The organism is Streptomyces sp. NPDC058308 (assembly GCF_042880275.1).
Classification (GTDB): domain Bacteria; phylum Actinomycetota; class Actinomycetes; order Streptomycetales; family Streptomycetaceae; genus Streptomyces.
Map to the genome: position 1 here is coordinate 78213 of NZ_JBHVZA010000028.1, position 15193 is coordinate 93405.

Below are 15193 nucleotides of genomic sequence, written 5' to 3' on the forward strand. Positions count from 1 at the left end.
CGTCGTCAGTGGGCGGCGGCGGCCGGATGCTGAGCGCGATTGACGTCGTACACCCCGGGGACGGCGCGCATCGCCCGCATCAGGCCCGGCAGGTGTGCCGCGTCCGGGAGTTGGAGCGTGTACGTATGGCGCACGCGCTGTTGGGTCGGCGGCTCAACGGTGGCCGAGATGATCGCCACGCCTTCGAGGGCGATCGCCTCGGTGAGGTCGGCGAGCAGATGGGCCCGGCCGAACGATTCGGCGATCAAGGTGACCCGGCACTCGGCGGTGTCCCCCCAGCGCACGCCGACCTCCGGCCGCCCCACCTCTTTCATCCGCTCTTCGGCCGGACAGCCGACCCGGTGGACGGTGACGACGCCCCCACGTACGGCGAAGGCGGTCACGTCGTCGGGTGGCACCGGCGTGCAGCATCCCGCGAGGCGCACGCTCGCGCCCTCGCGGTCCACGACGGCGTTCGCCGCGGCGGGCCGCAGGGCTTCGGAGGTGTCCGGCTTCGGCACGGTCGCGGGAGCCTGCTGGGGCGGCCGCTGCCCGGACGGCGTCGGCGCGGGTGCCGCGGGAGCCGGGTGGGTGGTGAGCCAGCGCCGGATCGCGATGCGCGCGGCAGGGGTGCGGGCGTGGTCCAGCCACTCGCGTGAGGGGCCGGAGGCGAGGTCCTGGCCCATGAGCAGCTGCACCGTGTCGCCGTCCCGCAGGACCGTGCTGAGCGTCGCGAGGCGGCCGTTGACGCGCGCGCCGATGCAGGCGTGCGCGTCCTCGCCGTACTGGGTGTAGGCGGCGTCCACACAGCTGGCGCCGGCGGGCAGGCCGAGCGTGCCGCCGTCGGGCCGGAAGACGGCGATCTCACGGTCCTGGGCGAGGTCCTCCCGCAGCGTCGACCAGAACATGTCCGTATCGGGGGCGGCCTCCTGCCAGTCGAGGAGCCGGGAGAGCCAGCCGGGCCTTGTCGGGTCCACCCGCTCGTCGCCAACGCTCTCGGAAGGCTCCTCCGAAGGAGGAGCGTAGGGATTGCGCAGCGCGACCACGCCCGCCTCGGCGACCTGGTGCATCTGATGCGTGCGGATGAGGACTTCGGCGACCTCGCCGTCGGCGCGGGTCACGGCCGTGTGCAGCGATTGGTAGAGATTGAACTTCGGTACGGCGATGAAGTCCTTGAACTCCGAGACCACCGGCGTGAAGCAGGTGTGCAGCTCCCCCAGGACCCCGTAACAGTCCGCGTCCTCGTTGACGAGCACGAGGAGACGGCCGAAGTCGGAGGCCCGCAGTTCGCCGCGCTTGCGGTGCACGCGGTGGACGGAGACGGAGTGCCGCGGCCTGATGAGGACCTCGGCGGCGATGCCCGCGTCGCGCAGCACTGCGCGCACCTCGTCCGCGATGTTCCCGAGGGGGTCGCCCGGGCTCTCCGCGTCGGCGGCGATCATGGCCTTGACCTGGGCGCACTCCTCCGGGTGGAGGATCGCGAAGACGAGGTCCTCCAGCTCGGTCTTGAGCGCCTGCACACCGAGGCGCTCAGCGAGTGGAATGAGGACGTCCCGGGTCACCTTGGCGATGCGGGCCTGCTTCTCGGGACGCATGACACCGAGCGTGCGCATGTTGTGCAGCCGGTCGGCGAGCTTGATCGACATCACGCGTACGTCGTTGCCGGTGGCGACGAGCATCTTGCGGAACGTCTCGGGCTCCGCGGCCGCTCCGTAGTCGACCTTCTCCAGCTTGGTGACGCCGTCGACCAGATAGCAGACGTCGTCGCCGAACTCGGTCCGTACCTGGTCGAGGGTGACGTCCGTGTCCTCGACGGTGTCGTGCAGCAGGGACGCGGTCAAGGTGGTGATCTCCGCGCCGAGTTGGGCGAGGATCAGGGTCACCGCGAGCGGATGCGTGATGTACGGCTCGCCGCTCTTGCGCATCTGACCGCGGTGCGAGGACTCGGCGAGGACGTACGCGCGGCGCAGGGGTTCAAGATCCGCGTCCGGGTAGTGAGTCCGGTGGGCCTCCGCCACATGGCCGATCGCGTCGGGGAGACGGTCCCGGGTGCCGGAGCCGAGCAGGGCCGCACGGCCGAGCCTGCGCAGGTCGAGACGGGCGCGCCCCCGCCTGCGCTGGACCCCGGGCGTCACGGGGCCGGGCGTGGCTGGATTCGTGGCCTCCGCACTCATGAGCACCTCCGGCTGCTTCGACCGGCGGTGAGCGGACGGCGGCATACTCCGTCCGGGCCGGTGCTTGATGCTACCGAGCCCATCACGCGGCGCTGACCGCCTCTCGCCGAGCGTGAAACGGATCACCCATTCGAGCGACAGTTCATGGGAGTACCGTTTCGAGCCATTCGGACGCGATCTCGCCTTCCGCGACGATCACCGCGCCCCCTGTCATCTCGATCTCGCCGTCGGGCCGCTCGGTGATCACCAGGCGTCCGCCGGGCAGGTCGACGGTGTAGATGGCCGAGGCCCCGGTCACGGCCGGGTCCACGCCGTCCTTGCGGGCCGCCGCCACGGCGACGGCGCACGCGCCCGTGCCGCAGGAGCGCGTCTCGCCCGCGCCGCGCTCGTGCACCCGCATGGCGACGTGGCGCTCGCCGCGGGGGGCGACGAACTCCACGTTCACCCCGTCCGGGTAGGCGGAGGCGGGGCTGAAGGGGGGCGGGTCGTAGAGGTGGCCCGCTTCGGAGAGGTCGTCCACGAAGACGACCGCGTGCGGGTTGCCCATGTTCACGTTGCGCGCGGGCCAGCGGTGGTCGCCGACCGAGACGGTGACGTCCCCTTCGGGGAGCTGCGCCTTGCCCATGGCGACGGTGATGTCGCCGCCGGACTCCGCCTTGGCGATGTGCACCGTCTTGACGCCGCCGCGGGTGGCCACTGCCAGGTCACCCTCGCCGACGTGCCCCGCACGCTGCAGGTACCGGGCGAAGACGCGCACTCCATTGCCGCACATCTCGGCGACCGACCCGTCGCCGTTGCGGTAGTCCATGAACCACTCGGCCCGGTCCGCGAGGTGGCGGGCCTCGGGGTGGGCGGCGGAGCGCACGACGTGCAGGAGGCCGTCGCCCCCGATGCCCGCGCGGCGGTCGCACAGGGCGGCCACGGCGGCCGGGGGCAGCTCGATGGCGTTGTCGGGGTCGGGGATGATCACGAAGTCGTTCTCGGTCCCGTGCCCCTTGAGGAAGGCGATCCGCGTGCTCATTCCTCGATCGTACGGGGTGGGTCCGACACTCGGTTCAGGCGGTGCGGCCCGGTACGCGCCGGCCCGCCCCAGAGGGCGGCGCCCCGACGAGCCTCAGCGAAGCCTGGCCACGCGCCACACGGCGAGGACGACGGCGCCCAGGAAGAGCAGGGCGTACCCGGAGACGACCCGCCAGTCCGGGCGGCGTCCGGAGCCGCGCTCGGGCAGCCCGGGCCAGGTGTGCCCCACGCGGCGGGCGGCCATCATGCCCCAGCCCGCGGCGCAGCAGCTGATCAGCAGCCCGAGCATGGCGACCACCGCACCGCCGTCGCCGAACTCGAAGGCGAGCGGGAAGGCGAACATCAGCGACCCGATCGCGGCCAGGATCACGATGGGCGCGAGCTGCCAGATGCGCAGGCGGCGCTGCGGGCGCAGTTCGACCTCGACCTCCGGCACCATCTCGTCCGCGCCGGGACCGTCGTCCGTCACGCCGCCCGGGATGTCGTCGGGCCCGTCGGGACTCAGTTGCTCTTCGCCGTCATGTGCGGTGTCACGAGGGCCGGCCTCCATCGCCACGCGCCCTCCCACTTCGGACTCCACCGGTCGATCGATGGTCGATGATGGCACGGTGTCAGGTGCCGGGATGACCGCCTGAGCGTCCCGATGCCATCACGTGATCAGGCTGTGACCGGTCGTTCGACCAACGCCAGTGCGCGTGCCGGGAGTTCCTCGCGGTCGGCCACGGCCCCACTGAGCCAGTTCACCCGTGGATCGCGGCGGAACCACGAGTCCTGACGGCGCGCGAAGCGTTTGGTGGCGCGCACGGTCTCGGCGCGGGCGTCGTCCTCGGTGCACTCCCCCGCGATGGCGGCGAGCACCTGCTGGTAGCCGAGCGCACGTGACGCCGTGCGCCCCTCGCGCAGCCCCTGCGCCTCCAGCGCGCGCACCTCGTCGACCAGGCCCTGCTCCCACATGCGGTCCACGCGCGTGGCGATGCGTTCGTCGAGTTCGGGACGTGCCACGTCGACGCCGATCTGGAGGGTGTCGTACACGGAGTCGTGGCCGGGGAGGTTGGCGGTGAAGGGCTTGCCCGTGATCTCGATGACCTCAAGGGCGCGGACGATCCGGCGGCCGTTGCTGGGCAGGATCGCCTGTGCCGCCCCGGGGTCGGCGGCGGCGAGGCGGGCGTGCAGGGCTCCGGAGCCGTGGTCGGCGAGCTCTTCCTCCAGGCGGGCCCGCACGGCGGGGTCGGTGCCGGGGAACTCCAGGTGGTCCACGGCCCCCCGTACGTACAGGCCGGATCCGCCGACCAGGATCGGCCAGCGCCCCTCGGCGAGGAGACGGTCGATCTCGGCGCGGGCCAGCTTCTGGTACTCGGCGACGCTGGCTGCCTCCGTGACGTCCCAGATGTCGAGGAGGTGGTGGGGCACGCCGCCGCGCTCATCGGGCGTCAGCTTGGCGGTGCCGATGTCCATCCCCCGGTAGAGCTGCATGGAGTCGGCGTTGACGATCTCGCCGCCGAGCCGTTGGGCGAGGAAAACGCCCAGATCGGACTTTCCTGCAGCGGTCGGACCGACGACGGCGATGACCCGCGGTGCGGGGGTTGCACTACTCACCGCCCCAGTCTCGCAAACCCGGGCCCTCTTCCCGAACGAGCTACGTGACGGTACGGCTCCGAGGTCGTTGCCTGTTGCGAGGTCCCGGCCGCCGGTTCCGAGGACCGATCACCTGTGCGCCGCAATGAGACGCACCGGGCGGGGCGGGATTTCGCCCACACGAGTAACGTATGGAGTAGATATGGGCGTTTTTTCACGGTTCCGTCGGAAGTCCAAGGCTGCCGACGAGGCGTCGACGACGGATGCGGCCACCGCAACCTTGACGGCCGAGCCGGAGGCCGAGGCCTCCGAGGCCGACACGGATGGGAAGCCCGCCGCCGAGGCCGACAAGGAGGGCGACGGCGCTGCCGAGGAGAAGGCCGAGGAGTCCACCGACGCGAAGGCCGCAGAGGGCGTGGAGATTCCGAAGCAGCAGTCCGCCGAGGCGGCCGCCGACAACGAGGCCGGTGAGGGCGCCCGCAAATAGCTCCCGTCAGGGAAGGTGAACCCATGGGCTTCCTGGACCAACTGAAGGCCAAGCTCGCCCCTGCCAAGGACAAGGTCTCGGACCTCGCGCAGCAGCACGGGGGAAAGATTGACCAGGGCCTGGACAAGGCCGCGAAGGTCGTCGACGAGAAGACCAAGGGCAAGTACAGCGACAAGATCCAGGCGGGCACGGGCAAGGCGAAGGACGCCGTCGACCGTCTCGCCAAAACGGGCGAGGGCAAGGACAAGGGCGGCGGCGACGCCACCCCTCCGTCGTCCTCGGCGCCCCCTCCGGCGTCCTGAACCACAGCGGCGGACGGCCGCGGAGCGACGTGCTCCGCGGCCGCCACCGTGTGTCCCGGTGTCCTGACCGGGCATCCCGCACCGAGGCGTCGTGCCGCCCCGCCCGGTTGCCGTGGGCGCGGCCCCCAGGGCCCGCACTACGACCAGGCAGCCACCACGTAGCCCACGCCGTAGGGCGCGTCCTCGTAGAGGAGCTCGCCGCTCAGCGCCGCGCCGTCCGCCGCGCCGGCCAGCACCTGCCACGGAGCACGGCCCGCCGCCTTCAGCTCGTACGCGAGGCCCACGTCCAACGACTTCAACGCCGCCACGTCGGCCGCGCCGAGCGCACGCCCGACCGCCGCGTCGAAGCCGGCCGCCCGCTCGTCGAGATACCCCGGAGCCTTCAGCGTGCGGCACGCGCTGGCGTCGCCCATCACCAGCAGTGCCACCCGGTCGGCCCGGGCCCCGATCTCCCCTCCGACTTGGATGCACCGCTCGGCGGCAAGTGGTTCTCCCACACCGAGCCCTTCCACCGGAGCGGTCGACCACTGCGTACGCCCGAGCAGCCACCCGGCCACGGCGAGGGACGGCGGCAGTGCGCGCCCGCCGGCGGCGTCGGGGCCCTCCTTGGCCGGCGCGGGGCCGAGGCGTACGTCGAGGTCCACCCCGAAACCGCGGAAGGTGCCGCGCGCGCCCTGTGGGTGCGGACCGCGGCCGCTCTGCTCGGCGGGGCCGACCACGACGAGCCGGTCGGGCCGGGCGGCGGCAAGCACCGCGACGGCGTCCGAGCAGGCCGCGCGCGCGGCGTCCAGTTCAGGAGCGGCGCCCGCGGCGACCTCGGGGACGAGCAGCGGCGGAGAGGGGCAGACGGCTGCGGCGACAAGCATGATCCGCAGCGTAACGCGCCCCGCTGGCCGGTCGCTTCCGAGACCCGCAACGGTGCGCATGCGGCGGTGACGGACCCACGGGTGACCGATGACCCGGGACCGGGACGGCTGCCCCGGTCCCCGTCACCGACGGCCGGGCGCGGTCAGTCGCAGCCGCAGCCGCTGCCCGCGGCAGCCGGGAGCGGCTCCGGAGCGCCGATCTTCGGCAGCCCCAGCATCACTCCCGCGGGCTTCGCGGCCGCCTCGGCGTTGCGCTTCTCCCAGGCGTCGCCCGCGCGCGTGGGACGTACGTTCAGCACGGCGCCCTCGGCCAGCAGGTGGTGCGGGGCGGCGTAGGTGATCTCGACGGTCACCACGTCGCCGGGGCGCACCTCGGTGTCCGGCTTGGTGAAGTGGACCAGGCGGTTGTCGGGGGCGCGGCCGGAGAGGCGGTGCGTGGCGCCGTCCTTGCGGCCCTCTCCCTCGGCGACCATCAGGTCCAGGGTGCGGCCGACCTGCTTCTTGTTCTCCTCCCAGGAGATCTCCTCCTGGAGGGCCACCAGACGCTCGTAACGCGACTGCACGACCTCCTTGGGGATCTGCCCCTCCATGGTCGCCGCCGGGGTTCCGGGGCGCTTGGAGTACTGGAAGGTGAAGGCACTGGCGAAGCGGGCCTCGCGGACCACGTGCATCGTCTGCTCGAAGTCCTCCTCGCTCTCGCCGGGGAAGCCCACGATGATGTCGGTGGAGATCGCCGCGTCCGGCATGGCGGCGCGGACCTTCTCGATGATCCCCAGGAAGCGGTCCTGGCGGTACGAACGGCGCATCGCCTTGAGGATCGGGTCGGAGCCGGACTGCAGCGGCATGTGGAGCTGTGGCATCACGTTCGGCGTCTCGGCCATGGCCGCGATCACGTCGTCGGTGAAGTCGCGGGGGTGCGGGGAGGTGAAGCGCACGCGCTCCAGGCCCTCGATCTTCCCGCAGGCGCGCAGGAGCTTGCTGAAGGCTTCGCGGTCGCCGATGTCCGAGCCGTACGCGTTCACGTTCTGCCCGAGGAGGGTGATCTCGCTGACGCCCTCGCCGACGAGCGCCTCGATCTCCGCGAGGATGTCGCCGGTCCTGCGGTCCTTCTCCTTGCCGCGCAGCGCGGGCACGATGCAGAAGGTGCACGTGTTGTTGCAGCCGACGGAGATGGAGACCCAGGCCGCGTACGCGCTCTCGCGGCGGGTCGGCAGCGTCGACGGGAAGGCTTCGAGCGACTCTGCGATCTCGACCTGTGCCTCTTCCTGGACGCGGGCACGCTCCAGGAGGACCGGCAGCTTGCCGATGTTGTGCGTGCCGAAGACGACGTCCACCCAGGGCGCCCTCTTGACGATGGTGTCGCGGTCCTTCTGGGCCAGACAGCCGCCGACGGCGATCTGCATGCCCGGACGCTTGGTCTTCATCGGCGCCAGGCGCCCGAGATTGCCGTACAGACGGTTGTCGGCGTTCTCGCGCACGGCGCACGTATTGAAGACGACGACGTCGGCATCGCCGTCCGCCCCTTCGGGCGCACGCTCGTATCCGGCGTCCTCAAGGAGGCCCGACAGCCGCTCGGAGTCATGGACGTTCATCTGGCACCCGTAGGTGCGCACCTCGTAAGTCTTCGCGCTCATCTCGCCCCCCAGGGTACGGGGTCGCCACGCGCGCGTGCCCACGGATTGCGACGACGGCGCCCGAGGGCGGGCCCCGGAGCGGCCCGGTGTGACCTCACCCCTGGTCAGCACGGTGAGTGGGCTGGCAGGATCGCGCGCATGCTCACGGCACTCCCCCACATCAGCAGGCGCCGCGCCCTGCAGGGTTCGGCGGCGGCGCTCGCTGTGTTCGGACTGTTGCTGTGGTGGCTGCTGCCCGTCGGTGAGGACTCTCCGAGCGGGCGCATGACGTTCAGTACGGGCGTGGAAAAGGGTGTGTACGAGCGGTACGGCAACCTCCTGCGGACGGCGATCTCCCAGGACATGCCGAAGGTGGACGTCGAGCTCCTCAACAGTGAGGGGTCTCAGCAGAACGTCGCGCGGGTGGCCACCGGCAAGTCCGACTTCACCATCGCGGCCGCCGACGCCGTGGAGACGTACCGCCTCGACGGCGCACCCGGCTGGCACCGCCTACGGGGCTGCACGCGGCTGTACGACGACTACGTCCAGCTCGTGGTGCCCCGCTCCTCGCACATCGACTCCGTGGAGGAGCTGCGGAACAAGCGCGTCGCCGTGGGGCAGGAGCGGTCGGGGGTGCGGCTGATAGCCGACAGGGTGCTCGACGCCGCGGGCCTGGACCCGGCCACCGACATCAAGCCGGTGGCCGCCGGGATCGACACCATGCCCGACCTCCTGAAGAACGGCTCGATCGACGCCTTCTTCTGGTCGGGAGGGCTCCCGACCAATGCCGTGCACGAGCTCTCCAAGGAGATGGACATCGAGCTCGTGAAGCTCGGATACCTGGTCGACGCGTTGCACAAGCAGGGCGGCGGATCGCGCTACTACCGGGCCGCGACGATGCCGGCCGACGCCTACCCCGAGGCCCAGCAGGGCTCCGCCGTGCCGACGCTGGCCGTGGCGAACCTCCTGGTCACCACGGACCGGGCCGACCCCGAGCTGACCGAGCGGCTGACCCGCACCGTCATCGACAGCCGCGACCACATAGGCGATCAGGTGCACGCGGCCCAACTGGTGGATCTGCGTACCGCCCTGTTCACGGACCCGCTCCCGCTGCACGACGGCGCGCGCCGCTACTACCGCTCGGTCAAGCCCTGACCCCCCTCACACCGCCGCGGAGGGCTCGCTGCGCGGGACGCTGACCGTCACCTTCAGTCCATGCGGTTCGTGGCGCCCGTACGCGATGGAGCCCCCGCCCGCCGCGAGCAGGGCCCGCGAGATGGACAGTCCGAGCCCCGAACCCTTCACGTTCTGATGGCGGTTGCTGCGCCAGAAGCGGTCGCCGACGCGGGCGAGCTCGTCCTCGGTCAGGCCGGGGCCGCCATCGGTGACCACCACGGTCGTCGTGGCGTCGCTTGCGGAGACGGTCACCTGGACCGCGCCTCCCCCGGGGGTGAACTTCAGGGCGTTGTCGATCACCGCGTCCAGTGCGCTGGAGAGGGCGATCGGGTCGGCCCAGCCGGTGGTGGCCGGACACCGGCCCGTCAGGCGCACGCCTCGCTCGTCGGCCAGCGGCCGCCAGGAGGCCACGCGCTCGGCGGCCAGTTCGCCGATGTCGGTGAGGCTCAGGTCGGCCGCGGTGTGCTCGGCCTGGGCCAGGTCGAGCAGGTCGTCGAGGACCTGCGCCAGACGCTTGCCCTCGGTGCGGACCGAGGCGATTTCCTCGTTGTCCTCGGGCAGTTCGAGGGCGAGAAGCTCGATGCGCAGCAGCAGCGCCGAGAGGGGGTTGCGCAACTGGTGCGAGGCGTCGGCGACGAAGGCGCGCTGCTGCTCGAGGACGTCCTGGACGTTGTCGGCCATCTCGTTGAACGACCGGGCCAGGCGTCTGAGTTCCGGCGGCCCGCCCGCCGCCGCGACCCGGGACTTGAGGCGTCCGGTCGCTATGTCGTGCGTGGTCGCGTCCAGCACGCGCACCGGGCGCAGCACCCAGCCGGTGAGGCGCAGGGCCGCTCCGACCGCCAGGAGCATGGCCGCCGACTCGCCGGCGACGATGAGCAGCCAGCCGTGCAGTGTCTCCGAGCGCATGCGTCCGGTCGGTGAGTCCGTGACGACGACGGCGATGACGTCGCCGTCCTTGATCACCGGGGAGGCGACGGCCAGCCGTCCGCGCTGCCACGGCCACACCTGCTCGGGGTCGTGGCTGCCGCGCGAGCGGAGTGCCTCTTCGAAGGCGCCCCGGATGTCTCCGCGCCGGGGCAGGTACCAGTCGCTCGGCGCGTTGGCCATGGGGCTGTCGTCGCGGTAGAAGACGCCCGCGCGGATGCCGTAGACGTCGAAGTAGTCGTCGAGTTCCTTCTGCAGCGTCTCGCGGCGCTCGTCCTTGCTCCCCGCCACCCGCGACCCGGTGGGACGCTTGGTGACGAACTGCGCGAGCGACGCGAAGCGCGCGGTGTCGTCGATCCGGTCGACGACCACCCTCTGCTGCTGGGCCGCCGCGACGCTGACGGCGAGCGGGAAACCGAGCGCGAGGAGGACGCCCGCCATCAGGATGATCAGCAGCGGGAGGAGCCGGGTGCGCACCTGTCCTCGCTCCGGCTACGCGGCCGGGGCGACGAGGCGGTAGCCGACGCCGCGCACGGTCTCGATCAGGGCGGGCATGTGCAGCTTGGAACGCAGGGAGGCCACGTGCACCTCCAGGGTGCGGCCCGTCCCTTCCCAACTGGTCCGCCACACTTCGCTGATGATCTGCTCCCGGCGGAACACCACGCCGGGCCGCTGGGCCAGGAGGGCGAGCAGGTCGAACTCCTTGCGGGTCAGTTGGACAACCGAACCCGCCACGCTGACCTGCCGGGTGGGCAGTTCGATGTGCACGGAGCCGAGCCGCAGTTCGCTGTCGCCGGACGCAGCCGCGCCGCCCGGGGTGGGGCGCCGGATGACCGCGTGGATACGGGCGATGAGTTCCCCGGTGTCGTAGGGCTTGACTACGTAGTCGTCGGCTCCGAGGTTGAGGCCGTGGATCCGGGAGCGTACGTCCGAGCGGGCCGTCACCATGATCACCGGTATCGAGCCACGCTTGCGGATCTTGCCGCACACCTCGTAGCCGTCCTGGTCGGGCAGACCCAGGTCGAGAAGCACCACTCCGAAGGGGGGCGTTTCCGCGGGCAGCAGTGCCTGCAGCGCCTCCTCGCCACTACGGGCGTGCACGACGTCGAAGCCGTGCCGGGCCAGGACCGCGGACAGGGCGGCGGCCACATGATCGTCGTCCTCGACGAGAAGCAGTCGCACAGGGGCCCCCTTCAGTTCATCCGTCGTTCCGTGTGGCCGGTCATGGTGGCCGGGCACGCGCGCGTGCGCACCAAGGCATCCACGCCGATGGATAAGGACCGCGTCAAGAGGGTTCAGGTCGCCTGCACGTTCCGTTACCCACCCGGTACGCACTCCGTGTTCCCTCTTCACACGGTGTGTCCGGTTGCGGCCGGATCGTTATGCTCAATTTCCCCTCAGATGTAATGACGCTGGTCGCACTGGGTTATTACTGTCCTCCCAACCGAGGAGGATGGAGCAACAAGCCGTGACCGAAGTATCGGTGACCAAGGACGCCATACCGTCTGGGGCCGACGACCTGGTCGTGCTGAAGAACGTCAACAAGCACTTCGGCGCTCTGCATGTCCTCCAGGACATCGACCTGACCATCGCCCGCGGCGAGGTCGTCGTCGTGATCGGCCCCTCAGGGTCCGGCAAGTCGACCCTGTGCCGTGCCGTCAACCGCCTGGAGACGATCGATTCGGGAAGCATCTCGATCGACGGCAAGCCGCTGCCCCAGGAAGGCAAGGAGCTGGCCCGTCTCCGCGCCGACGTGGGCATGGTCTTCCAGTCCTTCAACCTTTTCGCGCACAAGACCGTGCTCGAGAACGTGACGCTGGGCCAGATCAAGGTGCGCAAGATCGGCAAGGCGGAGGCGGAGACGAAGGCACGGGCGCTGCTCGACCGCGTGGGCGTCGCCTCCCAGGCCGACAAGTACCCCGCGCAGCTCTCCGGCGGTCAGCAGCAACGCGTCGCCATTGCGCGCGCGTTGGCAATGGACCCCAAGGTGATGCTCTTCGACGAGCCCACATCGGCGCTCGACCCGGAGATGATCAACGAGGTCCTCGAAGTGATGCAGCAGCTCGCCCGGGACGGGATGACGATGGTCGTCGTCACCCATGAGATGGGTTTCGCCCGCTCCGCGGCCAACCGTGTCGTCTTCATGGCGGACGGTCGGATCGTCGAAGAGGCCGTGCCGGACCAGTTCTTCAGCAACCCGCGCAGCGACCGGGCCAAGGACTTCCTGTCGAAGATCCTTAAGCACTGAGGCTTCCACGCCGTCTCAACACCAGTCGAAACAGAGGATGTTCACCATGAAGCTCCGCAAGTCCGCCGCCGCGGCCGCCGTTGTCGCCGCTCTCGCCCTGACCGCCACCGCGTGCGGCGGTGAGGAGGGTACGGCCGGCGACAAGCCGAAGGACCCGACCGGCGGGAAGAACGCGCCCAAGCTGCCCACCTACGCGGTGAAGTCGGACGTGAAGGTCGACTCGACCGTCCTGAAGAAGGCCCAGAAGGCCGGCAAGATCGTCATCGGCGCCAAGGACGATCAGCCGTACCTGGGCTTCAAGGACAGCGCGGGCAAGCGCTCCGGCTTCGACATCGAGATCGCCAAGATGGTCGCCGCCGACCTGGGCTTCAAGCCCGACCAGATCGAGTTCAAGACGATCGACTCCGGCGTCCGTGAGACCACCATCTCCAAGGGCGACGTCGACCTCTACGTAGGCACGTACACGATCAACGACGAGCGCAAGAAGCAGGTCGGCTTCGCCGGTCCCTACTTCATGGCCGGCGCCGACCTCCTCGTCCGCCACGACGAGAAGAGCATCACCGGACCGGACTCCGTGAAGGGCAAGAAGGTCTGCTCGATCGTCGGCTCCACTCCGCTCCAGGAGATCAAGAAGCCGAAGTACGGCGCCAAGACCGTCGAGCTCGCCAAGTACTCCGAGTGCGTGCAGCAGCTCATCAACAAGGAGGTCGACGCCGTCACCACCGACGACGCCATCCTCAAGGGCTACGCGGCGCAGCAGCCGAAGGCGCTGCGGGTGGTCGGCAAGCCGTTCACCAAGGAGCCGTACGGCATCGGCATGAGCAAGGGCGACAAGGCGCTGCGCGACGCGGTCGCGGACGCCGTCGAGGCGCACCAGAAGAACGGCGACTACAAGAAGGCGTACGACGCGACGCTCGGCCTGTCGGGCTCCCAGTTCACCGAGCCGCCGGCGCTCAAGCGCTACTGACTCGGCCGAACGCCCGTACCACTCCCCGGCAGTGAGCTGACCGGCTCCCCGTAGGCACCCAGGCGGTGTCCACGGGGGCCGGCTCCCCCTGCCCGACCACTGCCGCCCACGAGGACATCCCCGTGAATGTACTGCTCGACCATTTGGCGGAATTCCGCGAGGGATTCATAGGCACCGTCTGGCTGACCGTGGCCAGTGGCGTGCTCGCGCTGCTCCTTGGCGTCGTGCTCGCCGGCTTCCGGGTGTCGCCCGTGCCGCCGCTGCGGTTCTTCGGCACCGCTTGGGTCACCCTGTTCAGGAACACCCCGCTGACGCTGCTCTTTCTCACCATCTGGTTCGCGGTGCCGCAGGTCTTCGACTTCGGCTTCGATCCGTGGACCAAGGCGCTGATCGTGCTCAGCGTCTACACCTCGTCGTTCGTCTGCGAGGCCGTCAGGTCGGGAATCAACACCGTTCCCCTCGGCCAGGCGGAAGCCGCCCGCTCGCTCGGCATGACCTTCTTCCAGACGCTGGGGGCGATCGTCCTGCCCCAGGCGGTGCGCACCGTGCTGCCGCCGCTGAGCAGCATCTTCATCGCGCTGACGAAAAACTCGGCCATCGCGGGCGCGTTCAGCGTCACGGAGCTGTTCGGCTGGCAGAAGACCCTCAGCGACCAGGGCTTCGCCATCGCCTGGCTGTTCCTCTGGGTGGCACTCGGCTACCTCGTGATCACATTCACTATCAGTGGCCTGTTCCGGCTGCTCGAGCGGAGCCTGGAGGTCGCACGATGAGCTCCAGCGTCCTGTACGACGCTCCGGGCCCCAGGGCCCGGATGCGCAACCGCATCTACGCCGTCGTCGGCACAGCGGCCATCATCGGCCTCGTCGTCTTCGTGATCATGCGTCTCGCCGACCGCGGGCACTTCGAGTCCGAGGTCTGGAGCACCTTCAACTACTCCAACGTGCGGGCGACCATCCGCGACGGCATCGTCACCACGCTGAAGGTGTTCGCGCTCGCCGCCGTGCTGTCCCTGGTGCTCGGTGCGATCCTCGCGGTCGCCCGCGCCTCGGACCGCCGCGCGGTCCGCTGGCTGGCCACCGGGTTCATCGAACTGTTCCGGGCCATCCCGCTGCTGATCACGATCTACGCCCTGTGGGTGCTCTTCCTGACCTACAAGGGCGACCTCGGCGCCATCGGTTCGAACAACGGCTTCTGGGCCCTGGTCATCGGCCTGGCGATCTACAACGGCGCGGTGCAGGCAGAGGTGCTCCGGGCCGGCTTCAACGCCGTACCGCGCGGCCAGGTCGAGGCGGCCTACGCGCTGGGGCTGCGCAAGTCCCAGGTCATGACGATGCTGCTGCTGCCGCAGGCGATCAGGTCCATGCTGCCCACGATCATCAGCCAGCTGGTGGTCACGCTGAAGGACACGTCGCTCGGCTACATCATCACGTACGCGGAGCTGCTGTACGCGGGCCGGCAGCTGGCCAACACCACCCTCGTCAACGGCCAGTACATCTACGTTCCGGTGATCATGGTCGTCGGCACGATCTACGTGGCGATGTGCATGGCGCTCTCCGCGCTCGCCACCTGGGTCGAGAAGCGCGGGCGTCGCGCCAAGACGGGCATCGCCGTGGCGGCGGCCGCCGAACCGGCCGAGGCCCCCGGGGTGCTCGACCCGTCCGAACCGCTCGGCCCGGCCACGGACGGCCCGAAGGGTGACGGTGTGCCGGCCGACCGCCCCGCGGGGCCTGACAAGTCCGACGGGCCTGACGAGCCGCCCGCCAAGGTGGACTAGGCCCTGTCGTCAAACTCGCGTCGTTCGCCCGGAGGGCGGCCTCGCGGCGTCTGGTGCGTGCGATCGCAAGGCGGAGGGTCATCCCGGT

Annotated in this window: 15 protein-coding genes; 7 read left to right on the forward strand and 8 right to left on the reverse strand. The window is 70.4% G+C overall.

Annotated features, from left to right (window positions below):
* Positions 1 to 5: 5 nt before the first annotated feature.
* The 4 genes from ACFVYL_RS30595 to miaA form a co-directional block, all read right to left on the reverse strand.
* Positions 6 to 2153, reverse strand: a complete 2148-nt coding sequence (locus ACFVYL_RS30595) for a RelA/SpoT family protein (RefSeq protein WP_389721648.1) — start codon at positions 2151 to 2153, stop codon at positions 6 to 8.
* A gap of 142 nt (positions 2154 to 2295) precedes the next feature.
* Positions 2296 to 3174: a diaminopimelate epimerase gene (gene dapF / locus ACFVYL_RS30600; protein ID WP_389721650.1), complete on the reverse strand. Its 879-nt coding sequence runs from the start codon at positions 3172 to 3174 to the stop codon at positions 2296 to 2298.
* Between the two features lie 93 nt (positions 3175 to 3267).
* A complete protein-coding gene (locus ACFVYL_RS30605) occupies positions 3268 to 3723 on the reverse strand; it encodes a hypothetical protein (RefSeq protein ID WP_389721682.1) in 456 nt (151 codons plus the stop codon).
* Between the two features lie 107 nt (positions 3724 to 3830).
* A complete protein-coding gene (gene miaA, locus ACFVYL_RS30610; protein WP_389721652.1) occupies positions 3831 to 4769 on the reverse strand; it encodes a tRNA (adenosine(37)-N6)-dimethylallyltransferase MiaA in 939 nt (312 codons plus the stop codon).
* Positions 4770 to 4950: 181 nt separating this feature from the next.
* On the opposite strand from miaA, the gene ACFVYL_RS30615 reads away from it, so the two are divergent.
* Positions 4951 to 5235, forward strand: coding sequence for a hypothetical protein (locus ACFVYL_RS30615; protein WP_389721654.1), 285 nt, complete (start codon positions 4951 to 4953; stop codon positions 5233 to 5235).
* A 23-nt stretch (positions 5236 to 5258) separates the two neighbouring features.
* Entirely contained in the window at positions 5259 to 5537 is a 279-nt protein-coding gene (locus tag ACFVYL_RS30620; protein WP_389721656.1) for an antitoxin, read from the forward strand.
* A 137-nt stretch (positions 5538 to 5674) separates the two neighbouring features.
* Here ACFVYL_RS30620 and ACFVYL_RS30625 read toward each other — a convergent pair whose 3' ends face one another.
* On the reverse strand, positions 5675 to 6403 hold the full coding sequence (locus ACFVYL_RS30625) for a class III extradiol dioxygenase subunit B-like domain-containing protein (protein ID WP_389721658.1): 729 nt from the start codon (positions 6401 to 6403) through the stop codon (positions 5675 to 5677).
* 143 nt (positions 6404 to 6546) lie between these two features.
* Positions 6547 to 8037, reverse strand: coding sequence for a tRNA (N6-isopentenyl adenosine(37)-C2)-methylthiotransferase MiaB (miaB, locus tag ACFVYL_RS30630; protein WP_389721660.1), 1491 nt, complete (start codon positions 8035 to 8037; stop codon positions 6547 to 6549).
* A gap of 138 nt (positions 8038 to 8175) precedes the next feature.
* On the opposite strand from miaB, the gene ACFVYL_RS30635 reads away from it, so the two are divergent.
* A complete protein-coding gene (locus tag ACFVYL_RS30635; RefSeq protein WP_389721662.1) occupies positions 8176 to 9171 on the forward strand; it encodes a TAXI family TRAP transporter solute-binding subunit in 996 nt (331 codons plus the stop codon).
* Between the two features lie 6 nt (positions 9172 to 9177).
* On the opposite strand, the gene ACFVYL_RS30640 is transcribed toward ACFVYL_RS30635, so the two are convergent.
* Together ACFVYL_RS30640 and ACFVYL_RS30645 are read right to left on the reverse strand one after the other, a co-directional pair.
* Positions 9178 to 10593 (reverse strand): sensor histidine kinase, encoded by a 1416-nt coding sequence (locus ACFVYL_RS30640; RefSeq protein WP_389721664.1) that lies wholly within the window; start codon positions 10591 to 10593, stop codon positions 9178 to 9180.
* Positions 10594 to 10608: 15 nt separating this feature from the next.
* The gene (locus tag ACFVYL_RS30645; RefSeq protein ID WP_389721666.1) at positions 10609 to 11298 is read right to left on the reverse strand and encodes a response regulator transcription factor; all 690 of its coding nucleotides are present in this window, start codon (positions 11296 to 11298) and stop codon (positions 10609 to 10611) included.
* 286 nt (positions 11299 to 11584) lie between these two features.
* On the opposite strand from ACFVYL_RS30645, the gene ACFVYL_RS30650 reads away from it, so the two are divergent.
* The 4 genes from ACFVYL_RS30650 (at position 11585) to ACFVYL_RS30665 (ending at position 15105) form a co-directional block, all read left to right on the forward strand.
* Positions 11585 to 12364, forward strand: a complete 780-nt coding sequence (locus ACFVYL_RS30650; protein ID WP_389721668.1) for an amino acid ABC transporter ATP-binding protein — start codon at positions 11585 to 11587, stop codon at positions 12362 to 12364.
* 46 nt (positions 12365 to 12410) lie between these two features.
* On the forward strand, positions 12411 to 13331 hold the full coding sequence (locus tag ACFVYL_RS30655; RefSeq protein WP_389721670.1) for a glutamate ABC transporter substrate-binding protein: 921 nt from the start codon (positions 12411 to 12413) through the stop codon (positions 13329 to 13331).
* Between the two features lie 122 nt (positions 13332 to 13453).
* The gene (locus ACFVYL_RS30660; protein ID WP_389721672.1) at positions 13454 to 14101 is read left to right on the forward strand and encodes an amino acid ABC transporter permease; all 648 of its coding nucleotides are present in this window, start codon (positions 13454 to 13456) and stop codon (positions 14099 to 14101) included.
* Positions 14098 to 15105, forward strand: coding sequence for an amino acid ABC transporter permease (locus tag ACFVYL_RS30665; protein ID WP_389721674.1), 1008 nt, complete (start codon positions 14098 to 14100; stop codon positions 15103 to 15105). The genes ACFVYL_RS30660 and ACFVYL_RS30665 overlap by 4 nt, the downstream gene beginning before the upstream one ends.
* The last annotated feature ends 88 nt before the right edge of the window (positions 15106 to 15193 follow it).

Bases quoted from the DNA above. Each gene is read 5' to 3' on its own strand.
- miaB (WP_389721660.1), bottom strand. From the start codon at position 8,037: ATGAGCGCGAAGACTTACGAGGTGCGCACCTACGGGTGCCAGATGAAC.
- ACFVYL_RS30625 (WP_389721658.1), bottom strand. From the start codon at position 6,403: ATGCTTGTCGCCGCAGCCGTCTGCCCCTCTCCGCCGCTGCTCGTCCCC.
- ACFVYL_RS30615 (WP_389721654.1), top strand. From the start codon at position 4,951: ATGGGCGTTTTTTCACGGTTCCGTCGGAAGTCCAAGGCTGCCGACGAG.
- ACFVYL_RS30655 (WP_389721670.1), top strand. From the start codon at position 12,411: ATGAAGCTCCGCAAGTCCGCCGCCGCGGCCGCCGTTGTCGCCGCTCTC.
- ACFVYL_RS30605 (WP_389721682.1), bottom strand. From the start codon at position 3,723: ATGGAGGCCGGCCCTCGTGACACCGCACATGACGGCGAAGAGCAACTG.
- ACFVYL_RS30595 (WP_389721648.1), bottom strand. From the start codon at position 2,153: ATGAGTGCGGAGGCCACGAATCCAGCCACGCCCGGCCCCGTGACGCCC.
- ACFVYL_RS30620 (WP_389721656.1), top strand. From the start codon at position 5,259: ATGGGCTTCCTGGACCAACTGAAGGCCAAGCTCGCCCCTGCCAAGGAC.
- dapF (WP_389721650.1), bottom strand. From the start codon at position 3,174: ATGAGCACGCGGATCGCCTTCCTCAAGGGGCACGGGACCGAGAACGAC.
- ACFVYL_RS30635 (WP_389721662.1), top strand. From the start codon at position 8,176: ATGCTCACGGCACTCCCCCACATCAGCAGGCGCCGCGCCCTGCAGGGT.
- ACFVYL_RS30665 (WP_389721674.1), top strand. From the start codon at position 14,098: ATGAGCTCCAGCGTCCTGTACGACGCTCCGGGCCCCAGGGCCCGGATG.